Origin of the sequence: Pseudomonas sp. YuFO8 (genome assembly GCF_035065025.1) — a bacterium.
GTDB classification, from domain to species: Bacteria; Pseudomonadota; Gammaproteobacteria; order Pseudomonadales; family Pseudomonadaceae; genus Aquipseudomonas; species Aquipseudomonas putida_AE.
This window is the reverse complement of the sequence record NZ_JAXDEQ010000007.1, coordinates 17,860-34,077: the sequence shown is the minus strand read 5'-3', so window position 1 is coordinate 34,077 and position 16,218 is coordinate 17,860. Positions and strand designations below refer to the sequence as shown.

General features: G+C 62.6%; 16 protein-coding genes. 11 read left to right on the top strand and 5 right to left on the bottom strand.

Features of this window, described 5'->3' with window-relative positions:
• Window positions 1–17: 17 nt before the first annotated feature.
• On the bottom strand, window positions 18–1,313 hold the full coding sequence (locus SOP95_RS08580) for an MFS transporter (RefSeq protein WP_274075404.1): 1,296 nt from the start codon (window positions 1,311–1,313) through the stop codon (window positions 18–20).
• A gap of 124 nt (window positions 1,314–1,437) precedes the next feature.
• On the opposite strand from SOP95_RS08580, the gene SOP95_RS08575 reads away from it, so the two are divergent.
• From SOP95_RS08575 to SOP95_RS08550, 6 genes are all read left to right on the top strand, one after another.
• The gene (locus SOP95_RS08575; protein WP_323606827.1) at window positions 1,438–2,379 is read left to right on the top strand and encodes a LysR family transcriptional regulator; all 942 of its coding nucleotides are present in this window, start codon (window positions 1,438–1,440) and stop codon (window positions 2,377–2,379) included.
• Between the two features lie 175 nt (window positions 2,380–2,554).
• Window positions 2,555–5,386: a xanthine dehydrogenase family protein molybdopterin-binding subunit gene (locus tag SOP95_RS08570; RefSeq protein ID WP_323606825.1), complete on the top strand. Its 2,832-nt coding sequence runs from the start codon at window positions 2,555–2,557 to the stop codon at window positions 5,384–5,386.
• Entirely contained in the window at window positions 5,379–5,918 is a 540-nt protein-coding gene (locus SOP95_RS08565) for a (2Fe-2S)-binding protein (protein ID WP_046817930.1), read from the top strand. The genes SOP95_RS08570 and SOP95_RS08565 overlap by 8 nt, the downstream gene beginning before the upstream one ends.
• A 2-nt stretch (window positions 5,919–5,920) precedes the next feature.
• Window positions 5,921–7,156, top strand: a complete 1,236-nt coding sequence (locus SOP95_RS08560) for a c-type cytochrome (RefSeq protein WP_323606823.1) — start codon at window positions 5,921–5,923, stop codon at window positions 7,154–7,156.
• A 1-nt stretch (window position 7,157) separates the two neighbouring features.
• Window positions 7,158–8,129 (top strand): XdhC family protein, encoded by a 972-nt coding sequence (locus SOP95_RS08555; RefSeq protein WP_323606822.1) that lies wholly within the window; start codon window positions 7,158–7,160, stop codon window positions 8,127–8,129.
• A 273-nt stretch (window positions 8,130–8,402) separates the two neighbouring features.
• A complete protein-coding gene (locus SOP95_RS08550) occupies window positions 8,403–8,711 on the top strand; it encodes a class I SAM-dependent methyltransferase (RefSeq protein ID WP_274075399.1) in 309 nt (102 codons plus the stop codon).
• Window positions 8,712–8,743: 32 nt separating this feature from the next.
• On the opposite strand, the gene greB is transcribed toward SOP95_RS08550, so the two are convergent.
• From greB to SOP95_RS08535, 3 genes are read right to left on the bottom strand one after another with little or no spacing between them, the layout of a single operon-like run.
• Window positions 8,744–9,241 (bottom strand): transcription elongation factor GreB, encoded by a 498-nt coding sequence (gene greB / locus SOP95_RS08545; RefSeq protein WP_274075398.1) that lies wholly within the window; start codon window positions 9,239–9,241, stop codon window positions 8,744–8,746.
• 36 nt (window positions 9,242–9,277) lie between these two features.
• Window positions 9,278–11,782 carry an ABC transporter permease gene (locus SOP95_RS08540; RefSeq protein ID WP_323606820.1) on the bottom strand — a complete coding sequence of 835 codons (2,505 nt, stop codon included), beginning with the start codon at window positions 11,780–11,782 and terminating at the stop codon, window positions 9,278–9,280.
• Window positions 11,782–12,465 (bottom strand): ABC transporter ATP-binding protein, encoded by a 684-nt coding sequence (locus SOP95_RS08535; RefSeq protein WP_274075396.1) that lies wholly within the window; start codon window positions 12,463–12,465, stop codon window positions 11,782–11,784. The genes SOP95_RS08540 and SOP95_RS08535 overlap by 1 nt, the downstream gene beginning before the upstream one ends.
• 10 nt (window positions 12,466–12,475) lie before the next feature.
• Between SOP95_RS08535 and SOP95_RS08530 the strand changes: the two genes are divergently transcribed.
• The 3 genes from SOP95_RS08530 (at window position 12,476) to SOP95_RS08520 (ending at window position 14,887) form a co-directional block, all read left to right on the top strand.
• Window positions 12,476–13,081 carry an arylesterase gene (locus tag SOP95_RS08530; RefSeq protein WP_323606819.1) on the top strand — a complete coding sequence of 202 codons (606 nt, stop codon included), beginning with the start codon at window positions 12,476–12,478 and terminating at the stop codon, window positions 13,079–13,081.
• Between the two features lie 56 nt (window positions 13,082–13,137).
• Window positions 13,138–13,431: a hypothetical protein gene (locus tag SOP95_RS08525; RefSeq protein ID WP_008055299.1), complete on the top strand. Its 294-nt coding sequence runs from the start codon at window positions 13,138–13,140 to the stop codon at window positions 13,429–13,431.
• Window positions 13,432–13,915: 484 nt separating this feature from the next.
• Window positions 13,916–14,887 (top strand): L,D-transpeptidase family protein, encoded by a 972-nt coding sequence (locus SOP95_RS08520; protein ID WP_274075394.1) that lies wholly within the window; start codon window positions 13,916–13,918, stop codon window positions 14,885–14,887.
• A 124-nt stretch (window positions 14,888–15,011) separates the two neighbouring features.
• On the opposite strand, the gene oprI is transcribed toward SOP95_RS08520, so the two are convergent.
• Window positions 15,012–15,263: an outer membrane lipoprotei OprI gene (oprI, locus tag SOP95_RS08515; protein ID WP_003183784.1), complete on the bottom strand. Its 252-nt coding sequence runs from the start codon at window positions 15,261–15,263 to the stop codon at window positions 15,012–15,014.
• Between the two features lie 224 nt (window positions 15,264–15,487).
• Between oprI and SOP95_RS08510 the strand changes: the two genes are divergently transcribed.
• Together SOP95_RS08510 and SOP95_RS08505 are read left to right on the top strand one after the other, a co-directional pair.
• Complete coding sequence (locus SOP95_RS08510; RefSeq protein WP_274075393.1) at window positions 15,488–15,799, top strand: hypothetical protein; 312 nt, start codon at window positions 15,488–15,490, stop codon at window positions 15,797–15,799.
• A 103-nt stretch (window positions 15,800–15,902) separates the two neighbouring features.
• On the top strand, window positions 15,903–16,190 hold the full coding sequence (locus SOP95_RS08505; RefSeq protein ID WP_020800382.1) for a GNAT family N-acetyltransferase: 288 nt from the start codon (window positions 15,903–15,905) through the stop codon (window positions 16,188–16,190).
• Window positions 16,191–16,218 lie beyond the last annotated feature (28 nt).

Here is a 16,218-nt window from a genome sequence, read left to right as displayed (position 1 = left end):
TTTAACGGCGGTCAGGTTTAAACGGTGGCCGGTTTGTTCGAAGCTTCATGCCCGGGCGAACGCACGCCCAGGACCAGCAACGCGGCGATGACGGTGGTGGCGGACAGCAGGTACAGGCCGGCTGCCGGAGAATGGAAGGCGCCTTCGGCCCAGTTCTTCAGCACCGGGGCGATGAAGCCGCCGAGGGCACCGAACGAGTTGATCAGGGCGATGCCGGCCGCCGCGGCGCTGCCGGCGAGGTAGCTGGAAGGGAAGGTCCAGAACACCGGTTGCACGGCGATGAAACCGGACGCGGCGAAGCACAGGGCGACGATGCCCAGGAACGGACTGCTGAAGGTCACCGAGCAGGCGATACCGGCGGCGGCCATCAGCAGGGTCAGGCTGGCGGTGCGGCGGCGTTCGCCGGTGCGGTCGCTGTAGCCGGGAATCAGGTAAGCCGCCACCAGCGCGCAAATCCATGGGATCGCCGTGACCAGCCCGACCATCAGCCCGACCTTGGTGCCCAGCAATCCGCCGACCTGGGTCGGCAGGTAGAACACCACGCCGTAGACGCTGGCCTGGATCAAGAGGTAGATCAGGCACAGGTACAGCACCGACGGCTGGCAGATCACGTTGAGCAGGCTGCGACCGTGATTCTGTTTGTGGCTGTCTTCCTGATCGAGCAGGTTCTGCACCTGCTGGCGTTCTTCGACCGTCAGCCATTTGGCATCCGCCGGGCGGTTGTCCAGGTAAAAGTACGCCCAGATACCTACCGCCGTGGCCATCAAGCCTTCAACGGCGAACAGCCACTGCCAGCCGTGGAAGCCGACAAAGCCGTCCAACTCCAGCAGCAGGCCGGACAACGGGCTGCCGAAGATGAACGCCAGCGGCGCGCCGAAGTAGAAGAAACCCATGGCCTTGCCGCGTACGGCGCTGGGGAACCAGTAGGTGAGGTAGAGGATCACGCCGGGAAAAAATCCGGCTTCGGCCACGCCCAGCAGGAAGCGCAGGATGTAGAAGCTGGTTTCGGTGTGGGCGAAGACCATGGCTGCGGAGACCAGGCCCCAGGTGACCATGATCCGGCACATCCACAAACGGGCGCCGACGCGGTGCAGGATCAGGTTGCTCGGCACTTCGAGCAGGGCATAACCGACGAAGAACACCCCGGCGCCGAAGGCGAAGGCGGCGTCACTGATATTGGTATCGGCCTGGAAAGCTTGCTTGGCGAACCCGACGTTGGCGCGGTCGAGGAAGGCCATGATGTACATCAGCAGGAGAAATGGGAGCAGCCGCCAGGAAATCTTGGCGAGCAGAGGCGCGGGTAGAGTCTTCATCGCGGTTTTCCTTTGGTAGGGCATTTGTTCTTATGGGGAAGACTGTACGGCCGCTGATCGATGCGTTACAAATCGAATCTAGCTAACAACTGATACCCTAAGGGTATCGATAACAAGGCCCGCCATGACCACGCCCATCATCTCCCGCAGCCTGCTCAACCGCCTGCGCTACAAGCATTTGCACATGCTGGTGACGCTCAATTCCAGCCAGAACCTGCACCGCGCTTCGCAAAGCCTGAACATGTCGCAACCGGCCGCCACCCGCATGCTCCATGAAATTGAAGACATGTTTGGTTGCGACCTGTTCGAGCGTTTACCCCGGGGCATGCGACCGACGGCGCTGGGTCAGGAATTGATTCGCTTTGCCGAGTCGGCCATCAGTGGCCTCGACCGTTGCGCCGAGGATCTGATCGCGCGGCAACAGGGCGGTTACGGCTATCTGTCGATCGGCACCATCATGGGCGCGGCGCCGGACCTGGTGATGGATTCGATTGCCGAGATCAAGGCGCTCAACCCGCAGCTGCGGATTCGCATCATGGGCGACACCAGCGACCAGGTGATCCAGTTGCTGGAACAGGGCCGCATCGACCTGGCCATCGCCCGGCGCAATGCCGCCACCGATAGCGAGCACTATGAATTCGAACAACTGGGCAACGAACGCCTGCTGGTGGTGGTGCATGCCGGCCACCCGCTGGCCAGGCGCGAGACACTGGAGATGGCCGAACTGGTCAACGGCTGGCCGTGGATCCTGCAACCGGAAACCAGTCCGGCGCGCATCGGCCTGGACCAGGCCTTGCAGCGCCTGGCCTTGCCGCTGCCGGCGGACATCATCGAGTGCAGTTCGGTGTACTCCATGCAGCAGCTGATTCAACTGACCGATGCGATCATGGTCCTGTCGGAAACCGCATTGCGCGACTACCTTAAAATGGGCTTGGTGGTGGCGTTGCCGGTTGAGCTGGATGTGCAATTGGCGCCGTTCGGGTTGTTGTTGCGCAAGGGCGAACACATCAGTCGGGAGCTGGGCCTGTTCATCGATCTGCTGCGTCGAAAAGCCGCGGTTTTTTGATTCCTTGGTCAGTTTTTTGTTTTCCGCGAGCGCATAAACCTTTAAAGTTAACCTTTCGGTCAGCTTTGCACTGTCATTACAGCCCTTTGCATCGTCAAGAAGGGCTTCTGCAAGACTCGAGATTTCCAGAACATAACCAGAAGGGCGGCCCCCATGACCGCCCATAGGATGATCCATGTCCAACCGTGAAATATCCCGGCGCTCGTTCCTCCAGGGCGGGCTGGTGGCGGGTGTGAGCGTGACGCTTGCACCGCTCGGCAGTCAGGCGCTGGCAGCCTTGATGGAAAACAGCGTGACCGTGCCGTCCGAGCAGTGGCTCGGCAACAACGGCCAGGCGCGCGCCCGTAACGATGCCTTGTCCAAGGTCTGCGGCAGCAAGGTCTTTGCCCGCGACATCCGTGCCAAGGACATGCCGGGCTGGCCGCAACAGCAAGGCCACGCCATGCTGCTGAAAACCATCAAGGCCGACCGCATCTACGCAGGTTATGACCTGTCGTGGCTCGGCGCCGACCTGCAGCCTGACCGCATCGTCACCGCCGACGACCTGGTCAAGGACGGCATCGTCTTCCCGGAAGAGCACGCGCCGGATCCGTTGCTGCCTGAAGGCAAGGTGCCGATGTTCATCGGTCACCCGGTGGCGATCCTGATCTGGAATGATTTCGAACGTTTCCGCCAGGCCAAGGCCCAGCTCAAGTTCAATGACAAAGCAATTCGTTACGGCGCCCAGGTGCCATATTACGAAGGCGATCCCTACGGCAGCTTCCGCTACGTGCGCGTGGGTGGCCCGACCTCGGCCGACGAAGACGAATTCGCCAGCCTCAAGGACTCGATCCTGTTCCCGATGCTGAAGAACCGTCGCCCGGTGTGGAATTCCCAGCCGAACCTGCACGGCAACCTGACCGAGCGCGGCCTGTTCTACGCCGACCGCATGAAGCAGCAGATCGATACGCCGCCGGACAACTGGCTGGTGTTCGACGAACGCTACAAGACACCGTCGATCGAGCCGGCCGCCATGGAGCCGGACAACGGCAACGGCTGGTACGACCCGGCGACCAGGACACTGCACTTTGTGGTTGCGACGCAGTGCCCACTGGAGACTGCTACCGAGACCGCGAAGATGATCGCGCCGTCGCGTTTCGGCCTGGCCAACCTGAACATGCACCCTGGCTACACCGTCGGCTACGGCTCGAAAGACCATAACATCTTCGTCTACTACGCAGCCTTGGCGGCGTTGTACGGCGCCGGTGTGCCGGTGCGCCTGGCCAACGACCGCTACGAGCAGTTCCAGAGTGGCATCAAGCGTCACCCGTTCGACATCCGCTACCAGCTGGCGGTGGACAAGACCGATCACAGCTTCAAGATCTTCCGCGCCGAAATGAGCGTCGACGGCGGCGGCCGGGTCAACTACAGCCCGTCCGTGGCAGCAGTCGGCGCCACGGCGGCGCAGTCGATCTACTACATGCCGCAGAACGACCTGCAGGTCACCGCCTATCACTCGCGCGCGGTGGAAGCCGGGTCGATGCGCGGCTACGGCACGCTGCAGAGCATGGCGTCGACCGAGATGATGGTCGACGAAATCGCCGATCGCCTCGGTGTCGATGCCATCGAATTGCGCCGCAAGAACGCCTTGCGCTCGGGCATGAAGAACACCCAGGGTGCGGTGCCGGCCGGTGCCTTGCGCCTGCACGAAATTCTCGACAAGGCCGCCGTCAACGAAGTCTGGAAAAACCGCAACGCGATCAAGCAACAGCGCGAAGCCGCCGACCCGGATAACTGGTATGGCGTCGGTTTCGCCATTTGCCAGAAAGACTTCGGCACCGGTTCCGAAGCGCCGATGGCCAGCATCGAATACACCGTTGACGGTCGCATCACCCTGCGCCACATCGGTATCGAAATCGGTACCGGCATGTCCACCTCCCAGGCGATGGTGGTGGCCGATTTCCTCGGCAACCCGGCGCACGAAGTGAAGACCGGCGAAACCGAATGGAAAGAGTTGCAGCTGATCAGCGGCGGCAACCCGTACATCATGAGCCAGGCCGAGCAGGATAACTTCCTGCGTAACCCGCGCTGGGTCGGCAAGGTCGCGTCGGCCTCGTCGGCGACCAACTCCGCCTACTACTTCAGCCACGCCACCCGTGAAGCGGCGCGCGTGCTGTTCAACCACGGTTTGTGGCCGGCGGCGCTGGAGATCTGGCGACAAGGCCCGTACGGCGGCCAGGCCAACCCTTACGTGGTGCGCCGTGAAGACGCCCATTGGGTCGATGGCAAACTCACCGCCAACGGCATGGAACCGCTGCCGTTCGACGTGCTGGCCAAACGTGCCCACGAGCGCGGGCTGGTCACCGGTGCCACGGTGCACGGCTTCAACCGCTGGAGCTGGGCCGAGGCCGAGTTCAGCATCGATGGCGTGCGTGAGCGTCTGCCGCTCGATGGCCTGGCGGTCAAGTACGGCGACGGTGCACCGAAGGCGAAGAAGGCGCAAATGAGCAGCGCCGGTTTCCATCTGCTGGACCGGCAGAACATCGCCTACCCGGCGACCCAGTTGAACAACGCGGCGGTGACTTACTACAGCCCGGTGGCGACGCTGGTGGAAGTGAAGGTCAACAAGGGTTCCAACGAAGTGTCGGTGCTCAATCACCACTCGTGGGTCGAGTGCGGCCGGGTGCTGGTGCCGGAACTGGTCAAGGGCCAGCTCGAAGGTGGCATCGCCATGGGCATCGGGCATGCCTTGATGGAAGAAATGCCGCTGTACGAAGGCGGGCCGGGGGAGGGCGACTGGAACTTCAACCGTTACCGCCTGCCGATGGCGCGGCACGTGGCGGTGTGGAAACAGACCGCGGAAATCCTCCCGCCATTGTCGCCAAGCGACCCGTCCAAGGGCATTGCCGAGGTGGTGATGATCCCGGTGGTCGGCGCCATCGGCAACGCCGTGGCCCACGCCATCGGCAAGCGCGTTCGCGACCTGCCTATCACTTCTGCACGCATCAAGGAGGCCCTCAATGGCTAACCGTCCGCTTCAACTGACCCTCAACGGTCAATCCGTCGGCCCGGTGGACATCCCTGATGACCTGCCGATGATCGACTACCTGCACGAATACAAGAACCTCACCGGCTCGCGCCTGGGCTGCGGCCAGGGCATCTGCCATGCCTGCGTGGTGATCGTCGACAACCCCGATGGCACCAGCGAGGAAGTGCGCACCTGCATCACCGGCGCGCACTATTTCGAAGGCAAGAAAGTGCGCACCATCGAAGGCCATGCGAGCCGTGACGAGCAGGGCAAGGTCACCGAGCTGAACCCGATCCAGCAGCGCTTCGTCGACGAATTCGCCTTCCAGTGCAGCTACTGCGCGCCAGGTTTCGTGAATGCCGCGACGGTGCTGGTGGAAAAGCTGCAGCGCCAGCCGATCGTCAAGAGCCAGCTGGAAAAAGTCATCGAGGACAGCCTCGGTCATCACATCTGCCGTTGCACCGGGTACGTGCGCTACTACAGCGCCACCCGCAACGTGCTGACCGATCTCGGCCTGGTCAAGGAGGGTTGAGCATGAAGCATCTAATGACCCGCCTGACCCTGGCGGTCGGCCTGGCTGCGCCTGTGTTGCTGGCGCAGGCGGACGATCAGGTCGCTCGTGGGGCTTATCTGGCCCGCGCCGCCGACTGCATGGCCTGCCACACCGCGCCGGGTGGCGCGCCGTACGCAGGTGGCCTGCCGATCGTTTCGCCGTTCGGCACGATCTACGGCACCAACATCACCCCGAGCAAAGAGCACGGCATCGGCCTGTACAACGATGACGAATTCTTCGCTGCGCTCACCGAAGGCAAGCGTCGTGATGGCGCCAACCTGTACCCGGCGATGCCGTACACCTCGTATCACCTGATGCCGCGTGAAGATTCCGACGCGATTCACGCCTACCTGAAAACCGTCGCGCCGATCGAACGTGCCGCGCCGGTCACCAGCCTGAGCTTTCCGTTCAACGTGCGCCTGGGCCTGATGGGCTGGAACATGATGTACGGCAAGGACGTCAAGCTGGAACCGGCCGAAGGCAAGAGCGAAGCCTGGAAGCGCGGCCAGTACATGGTCGACGTGCTCGGTCACTGCGGCGAATGCCACACCCCACGTGGCTTGCCCGGCGCGATGCAGCAGGACAAACGCATGACCGGCGGCATTCTCAACGGCTATCTGGCCCCGAGCCTGCTGGCCACCGACCTGGCCGCGCGCGGTTGGAATCACCAGGACCTGAGCTCGTTCCTCAAGCACGGCATGAGCGCCCAGGGCACCATGTTCAACGAGATGTTCCCGGTGTTCCACAACAGCACCCAGGGCCTCAACGATGCGGACCTGGCGGCGATGGCGACCTTCCTGCTCGGTGATCAACCACCGGCGGCGAAAGTCCTGACCGACGTGCCGCTGGACCAGCTCAGCGCCAGTGCCCAGCGCGGCCGTCAGGACTACCTGAACGTCTGTGCCGGTTGCCACGCGCCAGGTGGCGAGGGCAAGCCGCACATCGCCGTGGCCATGCGTGGCAATACCACCTTGCGCCTGGAAGACCCGCGCAACCTGGTGCGGGTGATCGACGATGGCATTGGCGAGCAGAAATTCTCCGGCTTCGAACACATGCAGCCGATGCCGGGTTTCGCGCAGAAGCTGAGTGATGAGCAGCTGACCGATCTGTTGAATTACCTGCGCCAGGGCTGGGGCGGTCAACCGGGTGACCTGGCCTTGGGCGATGTGCAGAAGCTGCGGGCCGACGCGCCGCCGCTCGAGCACAAGGCGCACTGACATGCAGCATCTGGATCTGCAGGTGGTGCGGCGGGCGCTGGCGTGGTCGATAGGCGGGCAGCGTGTCTGGCTGTGCACTGTGCTTGCCACCTACGGCTCGGCGCCCCGGGCGCCGGGTTCGTTGCTGGCGGTGAATGCCGGCGGGCAGTGGATCGGATCTTTGTCCGGCGGCTGTGTCGAGGAAGACTTCCTCGCGCGCGTCGGCGAAGGTGCATTCGAGCAACCGGTCAGCGTCGTGCGCTACGGCGAAGGCGATGACCCGCGCTCGCGGGTCAGCCTGCCCTGCGGCGGTGTGCTCGATGTGCTGGTGGAGAAGCTTGAGCCGGTCTGTGAGGTGCAGGCGCATCTGCGGGAGCTGGAATCGGCGCTGTTGGGCCGGCGTCGGCTGATCCGTGAAGTCGACCTGGCCAGCGGCGCGCGCAGTCTGTTGGATGATCGCGAGCAGGGCGTACGCGTCGAACGCGAGATCGATCGCGTCAGGCTGCGCATCGGCGCGGCGCAGCGCCTATTGCTGGCCGGTTATTCCAGTGTCGCGCAGGCCTGCGCGGAGTTTGCCGTGGGCCTGGGTTTCGAGGTGATTCTGTGCGATCCGCGGGACGAAGTGCTGGAAGGCGTGGTGCTGGACAACGTGGAAATTCGTCGTCAACTGCCGTCGGTGTTCATCGCCGACGGCGGCTGCCACAGCGACACGGCGGTAGTGGCGCTGACCCACGATCCGCGCATCGATGACCTGGCGATGATGGAAGCGGTGCGCACCGACGCGTTCTACATCGGCGTGATGGGCTCCCTGCAGACTTCGCAAAAGCGTTTCGAACGGCTGCGGCGCATTGGTGGGCTGGAGGAGGCGCAACTGGCGCGGATCCATGCGCCCATCGGGCTGAACCTGGGCAGCAAGACCCCGGCGGAAATCGCCCTGGCGGTGCTCGCCGATATCCTGCGCATTCGCAGCGGGATCGCTCGCGATCGCCTCTGATGCAGGCCCTGTCAGGGGCAAGGCTGGTTTAGAACAAGGCTCGTCGCTGGATTGGACGAGCCTTTTTTGTTGGGCGTCATTCTTGACACTGTCCGGTCAGCTTCTCTAGGATGCTGCCCATGCGCCGATTTAAACAGCTACTTGCGGGGCGCCAGGTGACTTCATTCAGTTGCCGACAGAAGCTTGAAGCAGGCTTCGAAATACCGCTAAAGCGCTGGTTCGGTGTTGCCTCTCACCTGCCATGCAGACTTTTTGAGGCAGAGACACGACACGATGAATGCACTAAACCCCGTTGTACGTCCTGCGCCGATCACGGCACATCTCACCCAGCGCAATCCAAAAATCCTGCTTGGCGGCAAACATCAGCCGACGCTCCTGCGTTACCTCGATGGTTGGCCACGGCGTACCGGTGGGCCCGCCGCCTTCCTGATCCAGTTTGTCGAAGACGGTGAATCCCTGGCGCGCTTTGCCACGGACAGTTTCGACCTGGCGGTGATTCAGTCGCCCAGCGTCGAAGACGCCCCTGAAATGATCCGGCAACTGACCCGCGTCGCCCGGCAAGGGCTGATTACCCGTCGCTGATTACCCGTCGCTGAGGCTCATGGCGCTGCGGCTCATAGATACTCGATCGCCACGATATACACACACTGCTCACCCGTCGGTGTCTGGACCCGTACTTCGGCGTCCAGTGCCTTGCCGATCAGCGCGCGGGCCAATGGCGAGTCAATGCTGATCAGGCCCTGTTTCAAATCCAGCTCATCCGGCCCGACGATGCGATAGCGTGACTCCTTGCCGTCCTCGTCCTCGATCGTGACCCAGGCGCCGAAATACACCTTGTTCGGGTCGCTGGGTTTTTCACTGACGACCTTGAGTGCTTCCAGGCGTTTGGTCAGGAAGCGCACGCGGCTGTCGATCTCGCGCAACATCTTTTTGCCGTAGGTGTACTCGGCGTTTTCCGAGCGATCGCCCTGGGCTGCGGCTTCGCTGACCGCTTGCGTCACCTGGGGGCGGCGGACGTGCCACAGTTCATGAAACTCGGCGCGCATCCGCGCTTCACCTTCGGGGGTGATCAGCGCGGTGCCGGCGGAACGGGGAGGGCGATAACGGCTCATGGCAACTTTTCTTCGAATCAGGAGCGCCTGAGTCTATCAACCCTCGCGCAGGACTGTCAGGGGGCTGGCGTTCAAGGCGCGCCGGGTGCCGAACACGCCGGCGCCACCGATCAGCACGGCGCCGATCAACGGCAGCACCAGCAGCCACGGATGCGGATGCCAGGGCAGATCAAAGGCGTATCGGTAGAGCACCAGGCTGACGACTTCCGAGCCCAGCGCCGCCAGCAAGCCGCTGACCGCACCCAGCAAGCCGAACTCGATACGTCGCGCCTTCACCAGCAGTTGCCGTTCGGCCCCCAGTGCTCGCAGCAGCGCGCCCTGGCGGATGCGTTCATCCAGCGTCGCCTGCAAACCTGAGAACAGCACCGCCATGCCCGCCGCCAGCACGAACAACAACACGTACTCCACCGCCAGGGTGACCTGGGCGAGGATGCTGCGCAGTTGCGCCAGCAACGCCTCGACCTGCAGGATCGTCACCGCCGGAAAACTGCGCGACAGGTCGACGATCTGCTGGTCATGCCCCGCCGCCAGATAGAAGCTGGTCAAGTAGGTGGCCGGCAGATCCTTCAAGGTGCCGGGCTGGAAGATCATGAAGAAGTTCGGCTGGAAGTTGTCCCAGTTGATCTCCCGCAGGCTGGTGACTTTGGCCTCGCGATTGGCCCCGCCCACGGTAAAGACCAGATGATCGCCGAGCTTGAGCTTCAGGCTTTCGGCGACCTTGCCCTCCACCGACACGCCGGGGATTTCATCCGGCGGCGGCTGCGGCCACCAGTTGCCGGCGGTGATCGTGTTGCCCTCAGGCAGGTCGGCCGCCCAGGTCAGGCTCAGGTCACGCTGGATGGCCCGGTCACCGGCCGATTCCTTGGTGACGATTTGCTGCACCGGTTCGCCGTTGATGCTGATCAGCCGCCCCGGGACTACCGGATACAGTGGCGCCGATTTCGCCGACAACGCGATCAGGCGATCGGTGAACGCCTGCTTGTCCGCCGGCAGGATGTTCAGGGCAAAATAGTTCGGTGCGTTCTTCGGTAGCTGGTTCTGCCAGGTGTCCAGCAACTCGCCGCGCAGTAGGGCGATCAACGCCATCGACAGCAGGATCAGGCCGAATGCCAGGGCCTGCCCAGCGGCTGCCAATGGGTGGCGCAGCAACTGGCCCAGCCCCAGGCGCCACGGCAGGGAGGCGCGGGCCAGCAGGCGGCGCAGGCTTTTCAACAGCAGCAACAGCAGGCCGCCCAGTACCAGTGCCGCGACCACGCCGCCACCGAGCAGGGCGAAGGTCAGTACCAGGTCCAGGCTCAGGCGCCACATGATCAGCCCGAGAGCGCCCAATGCAGCGCCGTAGACCATCCAGGTGCTGGAGGGAATCGGCAGCAGGTCCCGGCGCAATACACGCAAGGGCGGAACCCGACCCAATGCCGCCAGCGGCGGCAGGGCAAAACCGGCCAGGGCCACCAGTCCGGTACCAATCCCGGCGATGGCGGGGAACAGGCCGCCCGGTGGCACGTCGGTCGGCAGCAAGTCATGCAGCAGGGCAAACAGTCCCAGCTGCGCCAGCCAGCCGATGACGGCGCCACTGAGGCTGGCGAGCAGGCCGAGCACGGTCAGTTGCAAGCTGAACAACACCATGGTTTCCCGACGGGACAGGCCAAGGCAACGCAACAGCGCGCTGGCATCGAAGCGGCGAGTGGCGAAGCGAGTCGCCGACAACGCCACGGCCACCCCGGCCAGCAGCACCGCCACCAGGCTGGCCATGTTCAGGTAGCGCTCGGCCTTGCCCAGGGCGCCGCCAATCTGCCGGTTGCCATCGCGGGCATCCTGGATCCGCTGGTTGGCCGCCAGGCCGGGCTTGATCAGTTGACGATAGGTTTCCAGCGCCGCTGCATCGCCGCGCCAGAGCTCGCGGTAGCTGACCCGACTGCCGGGTTGCACCACGCCAGTCGCCTGCAGGTCACCGAGGTTGATCAACACCCGCGGCGTCAGGCTGTAGAAATTGCCGGCGCGATCGGGCTCGTAGGTCAGCACTCGTGCCAGCTTCAGGGTTTTCATGCCGACGTCGATGCTGTCGCCGATCTTCAGGTCCAGCGCCGTCAGCAATCGTGCCTCGACCCAGGCCTCACCGGGTTTCGGCCCGCCGCCGGGTTCTTCCGGGGCGAAAGGCTCAGGGGCGCTTTTCAGTTCGCCGCGCAGTGGGTAGACGTCGTCGGCGGCTTTGATACTGGAGAGCTGGATGCCGTTGTCGGTGGCGATGACGCTGGAGAACTCCACCACTTGCGCATGCTGCAGGCCCAGCTCGGTGCCGCTCCTGATCTGTTCGGGGCGTGCTGGCGAACTGCCTTCGAGCAGCAGGTCGGCGCCGAGAAACTCGGTGGCGCGCAGCATCATCGCGCCATTGAGGCGGGCGCCGAAGTAACCGATGGCGGTACTTGCCGCCACGGCCACGACCAGGGCGAAGAACAACACGCGCAATTCACCGGCGCGGGCATCGCGCAGCAACTGGCGGACGGCGAGACTGAACAGGCGCAACAGCGGCAGACGTGCCATCAAGGCTCCAGGGGGGCGACCAGCAGGCCGGCTTCAAGGCGGATCAGGCGCCGGCAGCGGTGTGCCAGGCGTTCATCGTGGGTCACCAGCACCAGGGTCGTGCCGCGCTCCTGGTTGAGTTCGAACAGCAGGTCGCTGATGCGCTCGCCGGTGTGGCTGTCGAGGTTGCCGGTGGGTTCGTCGGCGAACAGCACATCGGGTTCGGCGGCAAACGCGCGGGCAATCGCCACGCGCTGCTGTTCGCCTCCTGAGAGCTGGCGTGGCGAGTGGGTCAGGCGTTGCCCCAAGCCGACCCGCTGCAACAGCTCGGTGGCGCGGCCGCGGGCATCCTGGCGGCCATCGAGCTCCAGCGGCAGCATGACGTTTTCCAGGGCGTTGAGACTGTCGAGCAGCTGGAACGACTGGAAGACAAAGCCCACGTGCTCGGCACGGATGCGTGCGCGCTGGTCCTCGTCGAGGTTGCTCAGGCCTTGGCCGGCGAGGGTGACTTCGCCGCTGCTTGGCAAGTCGAGGCCGGCGAGCAGGCCGAGGAGGGTGGATTTGCCGGAACCGGAGGCGCCGACGATGGCCAGGCTGTCGCCCTTGTTCAGTTCCAGGCTGAGTTCGTGCAGGATAGTCAGTTCACCTTCCGCGCTAGGGACCACTTTGCTGAGGTTCTTCGCGGTGAGAATGCTTGCGCCCATGGAGAATCCGATGCGTGTGTGGTTTTTGAGTGCTGGCCTGGCCTTGATGTGCATGGCCCAGAACGCAGCGGCGGGTACAGTCCTGATCGTTGGCGATAGTATCAGCGCCGGTTTCGGGCTGGATACCCGCTTGGGGTGGGTGTCGTTGCTCGAGCAGCGGCTCAAGCGCGAAGGTTTCGACGATAAGGTGGTCAATGCGTCCATCAGCGGCGACACCAGCGCCGGAGGCCAGGCACGCCTGCCGGCGCTGCTTGCAGAGCATAAGCCGGATCTGGTGATCCTGGAGTTGGGGGGCAATGACGGCCTGCGCGGACTGCTGCCATCGCAATTGCAACAAAATCTTGCGTCGATGATTCTGCAGTCCCAGCAGGCGGGCGCCAAGGTGCTGCTGCTCGGCATGCAATTGCCGCCCAATTACGGCGCTCGCTACACCAAGGCCTTCACTGAGGTTTACAGCAACCTGGCCGATGAGAAAAAAATCCCGCTGGTACCGTTTTTCCTCGACGGCGTGGGCGGTCATCCGGACCTGATGCAGGCCGATGGCATACACCCGGCAGCCGGGGCCCAGGACAAGTTGCTGGAAAATGTCTGGCCTACGCTAAAACCGCTGTTATGACACTTTTCTAGGAGCAGGCTTTCGGCTAAGGTGGCGCCCCCGATTTGGAGCCCCCGATGCCGCGTTCTGCCTGGTCACTTTATGCCTATCAACTGATCGAGCCTGACGAACAGCTGGATCTGTTCGCCTGCCAGGAAGTGCGGGTACACCTGGTGACCCGACAACTGGAGCTGGGCGGCTCGGCGGACCGGACCCTGTGCGGCAGTCTGCTGCCGGCTCAGCCGCGCTGGTCGAACGTCGACCGCCGGGTGTTCCAGGACCAGCGCCTGTGCTCGTTGTGCCGGGCCATTCTTGAATCGCAGAAGCGCGGCACGTCGCCAATCTGGCCGGAGTTGCGGTTCGAGCTTTGATCCTTTCTGCGGTGACGGCGGCTTCGTTGGCGGGTGAAAACCCTGTAGGAGCTGGCTTGCCAGCGAAGGCGGCCTCATGGCCGACCAATCTCCCACAGATGTACTCCGATCAAACTGTAGGAGCTGGCTTGCCAGCGAAGGCGGCCTCATGGCCGACCCATCTCCTGTAGATGTACTCCGATCAAACTGTAGGAGCGAGCTTGCTCGCGAAAAACGTCTGGACGCCGCATTCATTCAGACAGCGCACGTCATCGTTGACGACCATCGCTGCGATGCGGCGACCCGACAAGCCAGCTCCTACAGGTAAGAGGCAAGCCATAGACGGCCGTTACCGCAGTAATGGATATGTACTCCATCAACAAACAACAGGCCGCCAGGAAATGCCTTGCATCGCCTGCACTACCCGCGACCTCCCCGAAATAACGGCCGGCGGTGTACAATCGCGTTCTTATACCCTCTGTCGATCATGCAAAGGATTTTCCGGATGTTGCCGCGCTTTCCCGCCGTCACCCGCTGCCTGACACTTGCCGCCCTCTGTGTAGCGGGTCCCGTCGCAGCATTGGAGCTACCCCTGCCACCGCCTGGTGAAGACATCGTCGGTCAGGTGCAAGTGATCCAGGCCAAGTACGAAGACACCTTCGCCGACCTGGGCACGACCTACGACCTGGGTTATTCGGAAATGGTCGCGGCCAACCCTGGCGTCGATCCATGGCTGCCTGGCGCCGGCACTGAAATCGTGCTGCCGACCCGCTTCATCCTGCCGCCGGGCCCGCGTGAAGGCATTGTCATCAACCTGGCCGAGTACCGCCTCTACTACTTCCCGAAAGGCAAGAACGTGGTCTACACCTTCCCGCTGGGGATCGGTCGTGAAGGCTGGGGCTCGCCGATTGCCCACACCAGCATCATCGCCAAGACGCCGAACCCGACCTGGACGCCTCCGGCGTCGATCAAGGCCGAGCATGCCGCCGATGGTGATCCGCTGCCAAATGTGGTGCCGGCCGGCCCGGACAACCCCCTGGGGCCGTTCAAGTTCACCCTGGGGACTCCAGGCTACCTGATCCACGGTTCGAACAAGAAGTTCGGCATCGGCATGCGCACCAGCCACGGCTGCTTCCGCATGTTCAACAACAACGTGCTGGAGATGGCGGGCATGGTGCCGGTCGGGACGTCCGTGCGGATCATCAACGACTCCTACAAGTTCGGCGTGAGTGGCGGCAAGGTTTACCTGGAAGCGCACACACCGCTGGACGACAAGGGCAACCCGTCGGTGGTCGACAAGCACACTGCCGTGATCAACGCGATGCTCAAGCGTGAAGACATCACCAACAACCTGCGCATGAACTGGGATGTGGTACGTGATGTTGTCGCGGCCGAAGATGGCCTGCCGGTGGAAATCGGCGTGCCGAACACGACCGCGCCGATGGTGACGAGTGCACCGATCGATCCGCTGCAGTAATGCCTGAAACAAACCCGCCGACGCAGGCCGCGTCGGCGGGTTTTTTATTGGCTGCAGGAAACAGCAGGCAATAAAAAAGCCGACCCAAAAAATGGGTCGGCTTGATAATAATCCCGAAGGACTATTACTTGCGGCTAGCTTTTTCCAGCATGCGCAGAGCACGCTCGTTAGCTTCGTCAGCAGTCTGTTGTGCTTTTTGAGCAGCAGCCAGAGCTTCATCAGCTTTACGGTAAGCTTCGTCTGCACGAGCCTGGGAGCGAGCTGCTGCGTCTTCAGTAGCGGTCAGACGTGCTTCGGTTTCTTTCGATGCGCTGCTGCAACCGGTAGCCAGAACTGCGGCCAGAGCCAGAGCAGAGAATTTCAGAACGTTGTTCATCGTGTTCCCCTTCAAGGACTTTCTAGTAAGTGGCTGTCTCCTCCGAGTGAGGAAATAGCCGGCGTACATACTACCCATTACTTGTCGTAAGTAAACTGACGTGAAGCAAGAAGCAAAAAAAATTGTAGGCGTTGATTCTTTTTCGAGCAACTTTTAACTGCGTTGTATAAAAAATATCCAGCTAGAAGGCCCGAGATGAGCGAGCCGCCAAGGAAAAGTTCCCCATGCCCAAAGCTCTTTTTGCGGTCTTGGCTAAAGTCCATCTAGATGCATTCGTCTACACTTTTGTTCGGAATTTGCGTGGCGTCTCTCATATCTTTCTCCATGTTACAGGTGACTTTAACGAGGGGCGCTCGTCTTATGTCTCAACATCCGGCAATGTTCAGGCTACCGACCGCTGCAAGACCCTCGGTCGAGCTGTTCCTGCGTTATCCACAGCAGCACCCGCCAACCAGCATGATGACGAGCGAACCTTGAGCATTTCTGCCAATGGCGCCTACTATTTGTACGTGCTCGGTTGCGCGAGATCGGTGTAGCTTTTCTCGGTGTCGATTCAGGCACGGGGTGGCGTAGTTGTTCCTTCGCCGGAAAAACATCGGTAAGGTAGGGGTCAGAAATCCAGACCCGCGAGGAGTAGTGATGAGCGAGGCGTTGTCCATCCACCATGACCAGGCTGGTCATCAATTCGAGACCAATGTGGACGGTCATCGTGCCTACCTGACCTATATGGATCTGGGGAAACAGACCCTGGATATCTATCGCACGTTTGTGCCCAACGCATTGCGCGGTCGCGGCATCGCCGCGGCCCTGACCGAACAGGCGCTGCAGTACGCCGAGGAAATGGGCTATACCGTCATTCCCTCGTGCTCCTACGTCGAGCGCTACATGGAGCGTCACCAGCGTCATGCTGCCAAGCTGAGCCAGTGACCTGCAACGAATCGGATGCATAAAAAAA

Coding starts and splice junctions, on each gene's coding strand:
- SOP95_RS08535 (WP_274075396.1), bottom strand. CDS start 12,465: ATGGGCGCAAGCATTCTCACCGCGAAGAACCTCAGCAAAGTGGTCCCT.
- SOP95_RS08505 (WP_020800382.1), top strand. CDS start 15,903: ATGAGCGAGGCGTTGTCCATCCACCATGACCAGGCTGGTCATCAATTC.
- SOP95_RS08555 (WP_323606822.1), top strand. CDS start 7,158: ATGCAGCATCTGGATCTGCAGGTGGTGCGGCGGGCGCTGGCGTGGTCG.
- SOP95_RS08575 (WP_323606827.1), top strand. CDS start 1,438: ATGACCACGCCCATCATCTCCCGCAGCCTGCTCAACCGCCTGCGCTAC.
- SOP95_RS08510 (WP_274075393.1), top strand. CDS start 15,488: ATGCCCAAAGCTCTTTTTGCGGTCTTGGCTAAAGTCCATCTAGATGCA.
- SOP95_RS08550 (WP_274075399.1), top strand. CDS start 8,403: ATGAATGCACTAAACCCCGTTGTACGTCCTGCGCCGATCACGGCACAT.
- oprI (WP_003183784.1), bottom strand. CDS start 15,263: ATGAACAACGTTCTGAAATTCTCTGCTCTGGCTCTGGCCGCAGTTCTG.
- SOP95_RS08565 (WP_046817930.1), top strand. CDS start 5,379: ATGGCTAACCGTCCGCTTCAACTGACCCTCAACGGTCAATCCGTCGGC.
- greB (WP_274075398.1), bottom strand. CDS start 9,241: ATGAGCCGTTATCGCCCTCCCCGTTCCGCCGGCACCGCGCTGATCACC.
- SOP95_RS08525 (WP_008055299.1), top strand. CDS start 13,138: ATGCCGCGTTCTGCCTGGTCACTTTATGCCTATCAACTGATCGAGCCT.
- SOP95_RS08530 (WP_323606819.1), top strand. CDS start 12,476: ATGCGTGTGTGGTTTTTGAGTGCTGGCCTGGCCTTGATGTGCATGGCC.
- SOP95_RS08560 (WP_323606823.1), top strand. CDS start 5,921: ATGAAGCATCTAATGACCCGCCTGACCCTGGCGGTCGGCCTGGCTGCG.
- SOP95_RS08580 (WP_274075404.1), bottom strand. CDS start 1,313: ATGAAGACTCTACCCGCGCCTCTGCTCGCCAAGATTTCCTGGCGGCTG.
- SOP95_RS08520 (WP_274075394.1), top strand. CDS start 13,916: ATGTTGCCGCGCTTTCCCGCCGTCACCCGCTGCCTGACACTTGCCGCC.
- SOP95_RS08570 (WP_323606825.1), top strand. CDS start 2,555: ATGTCCAACCGTGAAATATCCCGGCGCTCGTTCCTCCAGGGCGGGCTG.
- SOP95_RS08540 (WP_323606820.1), bottom strand. CDS start 11,782: ATGGCACGTCTGCCGCTGTTGCGCCTGTTCAGTCTCGCCGTCCGCCAG.